Below are 8336 nucleotides of genomic sequence, written 5' to 3'. Positions count from 1 at the left end.
CAATGGACTCGTTCCCTGTCGCCCGCCGCGCTGGCCGTCGCCGCCCGTTTCCCGACGATGATCTACATGCACGATTATTTCTGGGCCTGTCCGAACGGGCTCTACTATGATTTTCGGCAGCAACGGCCGTGCGACCGCCAGCCGATGCAGCTGCGCTGCCTAGCCGCCGATTGCGATCGGCTAGGACGGGTGCGCAAGGCGGGGCAGGTTGCGCGTCAGGCGGCGCGGCGCGCGGCGACCCGCTCTGCCCCGGCGCGGCGCCTGTTCCTTCATCTGTCCGAACACGCGCAGCGCACGGCAGCGCCGCTCCTGCCGGGGCAACGCCACGCCGTCCTCTACAATCCGCTGCCCTTGTCGGATGCCCCCGAGGCCGCGCCCCTGCCCTCCTACGACGTCGGCTATTTCGGCCGGCTGGAGGGTGACAAGGGCGTCGGCCAGCTGGTCGACGCCCTGGCCGCCGCCGGGCTCTCCGGGCTGTTCGTCGGCACGGGCGCGCTCGAGCCGACACTCGCCGCGACGCCGGGGATCGAGCATCGCGCCTGGCAGCCGCGCGAGGCGATGCCGGCGGCGATGCGATCGTGCGCGGTCGTCGTGCTGCCCTCGCTGTGGCACGAGACCTGGGGACTGATCGTGCCGGAAGCGATGGCGGCGGGCGTGCCGGTGCTGGTGTCGATCCGCGCCGGCTCGGCCGAGCTGGTGCGTCGCTTCGGCGGCGGCGCGACCTTCGATCCGGGGCAGCCCGGCGATCTGGCGGCGAAGCTGACGGCGATGCTCGCCGCGCCGCCGGCTCCCACCGGGATGCGCGAACAGCTGCGCGCGTTCCTGTCACCCGAGCGCCACGCCGCCCGGATCATGGCGCTGGCACAGAGCCATTTCGGCCTCGACCTGCGCGCGCCCGACCGGCGGCTCATCGGGCGAGCAGCTCACCCAACATTTCAGCAAGCCTGATCCCTGCGGTGGCCCAGGAGAAGGAGCGCGCGCGCTCCAGCCCCGCCGCGATCTTGGCGGCGCGGCTCTCCGGCACATCCAGCGCGCGTACGGCCCGCGCCCACTCGCCCGCATCGTCGAGGCCGGCGTAGAGCACCGCATCGTGGCAGATCTCGGGGATCGCACCGGCGGGCGCGGCGACCACCGGGCACCCGCACAGCATCGCCTCCACCGGCGGCAGGCCGAACCCCTCGGTTCGCGACGGGTAAACCAGGCAATGCGCGTGCTGGTACAGCGCGCGCAGGCCGGCATCGTCGACCGGGCCGACGAACACGGTGCCAGGCGGCGGCACGAGGCTCGCCGCTGCGAGTGCCGAGCGGGACGGCCCGATCACCACCAGCGTCAGGCCGGCCAGTTCGGGTCGTGCAAAGGCGGCAAACGCCACGGCGGCGTTCTTGTAGCGCGCGGTCGATCCGAACAGCACCGCATAGCCGCCCGGTCTCAGCCCATGCCGGCCGAGCACGCCGTCGTCGGCCGGCATCTCCAGGATGTGGTCGGCACCGTTATGGATGACGCGCGTCGTCGCCGCATCGGCGATGCCGAAGGTCGCCAGGCTGTCGCGGGCGTAATCGGACACGGTGACGACGATGCGACTCGACCGCGCGCCGCGCGGTACCAGGGCGCGATAGCCCCAGCGCAGCTTCGCCGGGTAGCTGTCGGGCGACAACCGGAACTGCGCGTCATGGACCATCGTCAGCTTGCGGGCATGAAGCGAGGGGGCGAGATTGGCGAAGCTGGCGAGGACGCCGCTGCGAGCGGCGAACGGCAGCACGGCCTGCTCCCAGCGCTGCGTATGCCCGCCGCGCTGCGGCACCGGCACGATCGCCGCGAAGTCCGGTGCCCAGTTGGCCCGCACCGGCAGCAGCAGCCGCATGTCCCAGCCGGCGGGCTCCGCGCCCGCGACCGCCAGCCGATCGAGCTCTCGCAACAGCCGGTCGGCGACACGGTGCACCCCGTTGGTCGCGCCCGCGTAGAACTTGCCGTTGAGGAACAGGCGCGGTGCTCGGCCGGCGCCTGATCGCGAAGGCGTCGACATTGCCGCGATTTACCCAAGCGCCCTACCCGCGGTCACATCATTAGACGTATCGGCGGCCGGCCAAACCTCCGATCGAGGCCACAAGCCGCATTGGCACCTCGGTAGGGGACCATCCATCAGCCGGCGACCGGGGTGCCGATGACGCAGGACGATAACACGACATCGCCCGGCGGCACCGCATGGGCATCGATTCCCGACCTCTTTGCGCGGCATGTCCGCGAGCGTTCCGACGCACTGGCCGTGGAGGCGCAAGGGCAGCAGCGCAGCTATGCCGAGCTGGCCGAGCGTGTCGACCTGTTCGCCGCCCGGCTGGCCAATCGGCTGGTCGATGGCGAGCGGCTGGTCGGCGTCTGCCTGGCGCGCGATGTCGACCTGCCGGCATGGCTGCTCGCGATCCTGACGGTCGGTGCCGCCTATTGGCCGATCGACCCGACGCTTCCGCCCGCACGCCTCGCGCCGATGCTGGATGATGCCCGACCAGCCCTGATCGTCGCAAGCCGCCGCTACGCCGATGTCGTGGCAGGCGTCGACACTCCCGTCCTGATCGCCGAGGACGAGGTGTCGGCACCGCCCGCGCCGGTGTTCACGCTGCGCCCCGACACGCTCGCCTATGTCATCTTCACCTCCGGCTCGACCGGCCGGCCCAAGGGCGTCGAGGTCAAGCATGGCTCGCTCGTCGCGCTGATGGCGACGATGGCGCTCAGCCCGGGCTTCGCGGCGGGCGAGCGATTGCTTGGCTTCACCCGCATCAGCTTCGACCTGTCGGTGCCCGACATGTTCCTGCCGTTCTTCGCGGGCGGCTCCCTGGCGCTGGTCGAGCTGGACGTCGCCGCCGATCCCGTCCGGCTGGCGGCGGCGTTCGACGAATATCGTCCCGATGTCGCGCAGGGCACCCCGTCGACCTGGCGCGCGCTGATCGAGGCAGGATGGCGCGGGCTGCCGGGGCTGCGCATCCTTGCTGGCGGCGAGGCGGTGACGCGGGCACTGGCCCACCAGCTGCTGCCGCGGTGCGCCGAGCTGTGGAACATGTACGGCCCGACCGAGGCCACCGTCTGGGCGACATCGGGGCGAGTGGTCGCCGGCGACGACCCGGTGCCGATCGGCCGGGCCCAGCGGGGCGCGGTGGTCCACATCGCCGGCACCGACCTATCGTTCCTGCCGCCGGGCGAGGTCGGCGAGATCGTGATCGGCGGCGGCGGCGTCGCGCGAGGTTATCGCAACCGACCCGACCTGACCGCCGAGCGCTTCGTCATGCTGCCGGGCGGCGGCCGCGCCTATCGCACCGGCGATCTCGGCCGTGCGGACGAGGACGGCACGCTTCACTGCCTCGGGCGGCTCGACGACCAGGTCAAAATCCGCGGCTTCCGCATCGAGCTGGGCGATGTCGAGGCGGCGCTGGCGCTCCATCCGAACGTTGCCTGGTGCGCGGTCAAGCCATGGACCGATCCGTCGGGCGAGCCCGTCCTGGTCGGCTACCTCGTGCCCCGCGCCGGTGCGTCGCCCGGCGTTCGCGATTTGAAGGCGTTCCTCGCCACCCGCCTCACCCCCTATATGGTGCCCGACCGCATCGTCATCGTCGCGGCGATGCCGCTCACCCCCAACGGCAAGGTCGACCGCGCGGCGCTGCCCGACCCGGTTGCGACCGCGTTGCTGCCATGGCCGACCAAGCCGTCCGAGATCGGCACACGCGCGCGGCTGGCCGGGATCTGGAGCGATCTGCTGGGACCGGCGATCATCGCCGATGACGATGATTTCTTCGATCTCGGCGGCTATTCGCTGATGACGGTGCGGCTGACCCGGCGGATCGAGGCCGAATTCGGCGTCCGGCTGGCGCTGATCGAGCTGATGCAGCATTCGACATTGGCGGCGATGGCGGCGCGGATCGACCTGGGCGACGATGTCGCCGTCGGCGCGACCATGCTGCTCAACACCGCGGGAGAGCGACCGCCGCTCCACTGGCTCGACGCGGGGCCGCTGATGCGTACGATCATGCGCGGTCTGTCGCCCGACCAGCCCGCATTCGCGCTCAACACCGACGCCGTTGACGAGGAAGCGCTGGGTGCCGGCGACCTGTCGATCCCCGCGATCGCCGCGCGGCTGAAGGCGCGGCTGCTCGCCGTGCAGCCGGCCGGGCCCTATTACCTGGGCGGCTGGTGCCGGTGGGGGATCGTCGCCTTCGAGCTGGCGCAGCAGCTGGTGGACGAGGGCAAGACCGTCGGCCTGCTGGTCCTGCTCGACGCCGAGCGGCCGGGGTGGCGGCGGCAGCGGCTTGGCCTGCGCGGCCGGGTGGCGACGTGGTTCGGGCCATTGCGGCCGATCTGGAGGACCGCTTCCGACGAGCCCGCCAGCTTCAGCCAGCGCGTGGAGGTGGCGACCGGCAGCTATCGCGCTCCGGCGTATGACGGCGACGTGTTGCTGATCCGGCCGGTCGGCAGCGCCGGCGATGCCGGCTGGGGAGCGGTCGTCGATGGCCGGTTGGCGGTCGAGCACACCCCGGGTGATCACGTCTCGATGGTGCGCGGTGCGCCGGCGCAGGCGCTGGCGGCGGTGCTCGATTCCACGCTGGCGATCGCTCAGCAGCGACCGTCGCCGCGCGCCCGAACCGTTCAGGCGGCGCGCGCGATCTGATCCTCGCGAGCGTCCGCCCCGATCAGGTCCGCCGCGAACGCCCGCACCGCCGCGCCGATATCCTCCCGCGCCAACGCCAGCGCGAGATTGGCCTGGACCCACCCGGCCTTGTCCCCGCAATCATGGCGGTGGCCGTCGAAGGTCACGCCATGGAACGGCTGTTGGCCGATCAGCTGCGCCATCGCATCGGTCAGCTGCACCTCCCCACCCGCGCCCTTCTCCTGCCGCCCAAGAAGCTGCATCACCTCGGGCTGCAGGATGTAGCGGCCGGGGATCATCAGGTTGGACGGCGCGGTGCCGCGCGCCGGCTTCTCGATCAGCGCCCTGACCTCGGTCAGCGTTCCTTCGCGCCGGCCCGGCGAGATGATCCCGTATTTGTCGGTCTCGCGATCGGCCACCGCGAGGGCCCCGACGAGATTGCCGCCGACGCGGGCATAGGCGGCAACCATCTGCGCCATGAAACCGGGGGTGCCGACCATCAGCTCGTCGGGCAGCAGCACCGCGAACGGCTCGTCGCCGACCACCTCGCGCGCGCACCACACCGCATGGCCGAGGCCCAGCGGCTCCTGCTGGCGGATATAGACCGGGCTGCCCGGCGGCATCCGGATCAGCTCGATTGAGGCGAGCGACTTGCCGCGCCGCCGCAGCGTATCCTCCAGTTCATAGGAGACGTCGAAATGATCCTCCAGCGCCGCCTTGCCGCGGCCGGTGACGAAGATGATCTGCTCGATCCCCGCCTCCAGCGCCTCCTCGACCGCATATTGGATCAGCGGCTTGTCGACGACCGTCAGCATCTCCTTGGGCATCGCCTTGGTCGCCGGCAGGAACCGCGTACCGAGCCCCGCCACGGGGAAGATCGCCTTGCGTATCGGCTTGAACGGCATCGTCGCGTCCTCTCTGGCTTGGGTCGGTTGTACCGGCGGCCGCTCGGGCGCGCTCATCAAAGGATGTGATGACGCTGCTCGGGGCGAAGCTGCCGCCGCCGACTCCCGTGGATCACCCTGAGAGCCAGGACGCCCTGCCGACTGGGGGGAAGGCGTCGGCAGGGCGTTGGCGGCCTCTCCCGCGCAGACAAAGTGCCGGGCAGATTTGTTTACGCAGCATCAAAAGATGACCGTCACGTCGCTTGTCATCGCACAAGTGTATTGATGCGACGTCATCCGACATTGGAGTTGTCGAAATCATCAAATGATAAACGCGCCTCGGGTTGGAGACCTGCGGTAATAAATAGCAACCTATGTCTAAGCTCCGATTGCCGTTTCCACTACAGCGCATTCATCAAACCCCGTCTTGGTGAACCGTCGACCCGCGGGTCTGAACCATCAGAAGATTGGTGCAGTCCCGGAAAGGTCCCGTTCGTGAGCTATCGTCACCCCGCCGTTACTCGTCGCCTGTTGGCTGGAACTGCCTCGCTCGCAGCGATCGCCATCGCCGGTCCCGCCCTCCAGGCGCAATCGCTGCAACAAAGCTATTCGCCGGCCGCCGACAATGGCGGCGGGTCGCAGGCGACGCGTGGCGACATCATCGGCGTGTCCAACGCGACCAGCACGATCACCGGTGACTACAATCTACTCGGTACCAGCGCTCGTCGGTTCGTGTTCGACAGCGACTCGATCGCGACGCGCAACCAGGATGGCCAGGTGATCGCCGGCTACGACACGGTCGCCGGCCGCTCTGCCGTCGCGCTGGGCAGCCAGCAGAAGACGACGGCGACCACCTATCCCGACCAGATCCAGGGTACCCGCATCGCGACATTGGTCTACGACAACGACCGGCTGGCGACGGTGGCGAGCACCGATACGCGCACGACGACCTATGTCGACACCAACGCGCCCGTCTATGGCGACCTGCGGCTGGCCAATATTGACAACTCGACCGTCACGATCGCGACCGGCGACAAGGCCAAGAGCATCTACGACCGCGCCAATTTCGCGATCCCGACCGCGGACAGCGGCTCGACGCTCTACAGCGTCACCGGCGGCAGCACGATCATCTATGATTCGCACACCGCGACGATGGATGGTGCCGACCAGAACGGGCTGTCGCAGCCCGACCGCAAGGCCGTCGCAGTTCCGGTCACCACCTATTCGGGCATCGCCTTCAACGGCAACGACGCGGTCACCGACCTCGCCAGCCTGAAGCGCTACAACACCGGCCAGATCGCGCAGCTCAACGCCGGCACGATCACTCCGACTCAATATGAAAGCAACATCCAGGCGGCGGCCGTCCTCAACTATCAGCAGGTGACGGTCAGCACACCGGTCATCCCCACCTACACCGCGCCGCCGACGATCAGCGAGCGGCTGTTCATCAAGCTCGACCGCTCAACGCTGACGACGACCGCCGGATCGCAGCTGGTCGGCGTCGTCGGCGCGGATGGCAATAATGACGGTCTGTCGACGCTGATCCTGGCGCAGAACGGGTCGAGCATCACCAACAACGGCTCGATCGCGCAGGCCGAGGGCGGCGTCGGCATCCGCGTCAAGGATGCGGGCAGCAGCCTGACCAACAGCGCCGGTGGCGTGATCGGCATCGGTTACGAGACGCTCGACCGGTCGAGCGGCACGCCGGCGCCGACCGGCAACAACGACTTTCAAGGCTATGCCACCGGCAATATCGCGATCCGCGCGACCGACAACGCCAGCGTCGTCAATCGGGGCATCGTCAACGTCGCCAACCGCGACATCGCCGGCCATGACGAGGACCCGACCTATGGCAAGGCCAATACCGGCATCGCGGTCAGCACCGGCGCGACCGCCTCGAACGCCGGTACCATCCTGATCGGCGGTGCGGGCAGCGCGGTCGCCAACACGCAGGGGATGTTCGGCGGTGCGGCGGGGCTGGTCGCGTTCAACGGCGGCACCGCCACCAACGAAGCGACCGGCACGATCCGCGTCGGCACCACCTTCGCGGGCAACACCGGCGACCTGGCAGGCGTTGCCGATGTCGTGTCGGTCAACTACGCCGCCGGCATGACCTCGCTGTCGGGCGGCGGCACCTTGGTCAACAACGGCCTGATCCGCATCGGCTCGCTGGCGCAGAACGCCACCGGGATGCTGGTCGGCGGCGACGGCAACACCGCGCTCAACACCGGCCGGATCACCATCGACCCCTCCGCCACCACCGGGCCGAGCGCGCGCGACGTCGGCATCGCCGTCCGTGGCAGCAGCGTCGCCGGCGCGGTCGAGGCGACCAATGCGGCGAGCGGCGTCATCACTGTCGGCGGCGTGAACAGCGTCGGCCTGCTGGTCGAGAACAACGTCGCCAACGGCTCCGCCTTCGCGGTCAACGCCGGCACGATCGTCGTCGATGGCGGCATATCGAGCGACGGCCTGCGCGACTATGGCGTCTTCGTCGGCAATGCTTCCTCGACGGCGGAGCAGGACGGCGCGATCATCCTGCGCGGCGGCGGCGCGATCGGCGCCCATGTCCGCAACGGCGGCCTCATCACCGTCGGCGCGGGCGGCAGCGTCGACTTCCAGGGCACGCGGCAGGTCGGCTATTACTCGCTCGGCGCAGGGTCGCGGATCACCGGCGCGTCGACGATCGACGTCGACACCGCAGGGTCGACCGGCATCCGCGTCGAGGATGGCGCTACGCTAGCCGGCACCGGCCTGGTCGTGACGGTATCGGGCACCAACGCGTTCGGCATCGTCGGCTCCGGCCCCTCATCGGCGACCACCGT

The 8336-nt window shown here is 69.6% G+C and carries 5 protein-coding genes; 3 read left to right on the top strand and 2 right to left on the bottom strand.

Going from position 1 to position 8336, the window contains the following annotated elements; translation table 11 throughout:
* A partial coding sequence (locus tag HUU96_RS07340) for a glycosyltransferase (RefSeq protein ID WP_174292184.1) occupies positions 1 to 948 on the top strand: 948 nt, incomplete at its 5' end.
* Here the strand turns inward: HUU96_RS07340 and HUU96_RS07335 are convergent.
* On the bottom strand, positions 908 to 2023 hold the full coding sequence (locus HUU96_RS07335) for a glycosyltransferase family 4 protein (protein ID WP_174292183.1): 1116 nt from the start codon (positions 2021 to 2023) through the stop codon (positions 908 to 910). The two genes, HUU96_RS07340 and HUU96_RS07335, sit on opposite strands and share 41 nt — an antisense overlap.
* Before the next feature lie 138 nt (positions 2024 to 2161).
* On the opposite strand from HUU96_RS07335, the gene HUU96_RS07330 reads away from it, so the two are divergent.
* Entirely contained in the window at positions 2162 to 4651 is a 2490-nt protein-coding gene (locus HUU96_RS07330) for an amino acid adenylation domain-containing protein (RefSeq protein WP_174292182.1), read from the top strand.
* Here HUU96_RS07330 and galU read toward each other — a convergent pair.
* Positions 4630 to 5535 carry a UTP--glucose-1-phosphate uridylyltransferase GalU gene (gene galU / locus HUU96_RS07325; RefSeq protein ID WP_174292185.1) on the bottom strand — a complete coding sequence of 302 codons (906 nt, stop codon included), beginning with the start codon at positions 5533 to 5535 and terminating at the stop codon, positions 4630 to 4632. The genes HUU96_RS07330 and galU overlap by 22 nt on opposite strands.
* Before the next feature lie 474 nt (positions 5536 to 6009).
* Between galU and HUU96_RS07320 the strand changes: the two genes are divergently transcribed.
* Positions 6010 to 8336 (top strand): beta strand repeat-containing protein (locus HUU96_RS07320; RefSeq protein WP_174292181.1); only part of this gene is annotated, 2327 nt, incomplete at its 3' end.

The organism is Sphingomonas bacterium, assembly GCF_903644135.1.
Classification (GTDB): domain Bacteria; phylum Pseudomonadota; class Alphaproteobacteria; order Sphingomonadales; family Sphingomonadaceae; genus Sphingomonas.
Note: the sequence above shows the minus strand (reverse complement) of the source record. Positions and strands in the feature narration are given on the sequence as shown.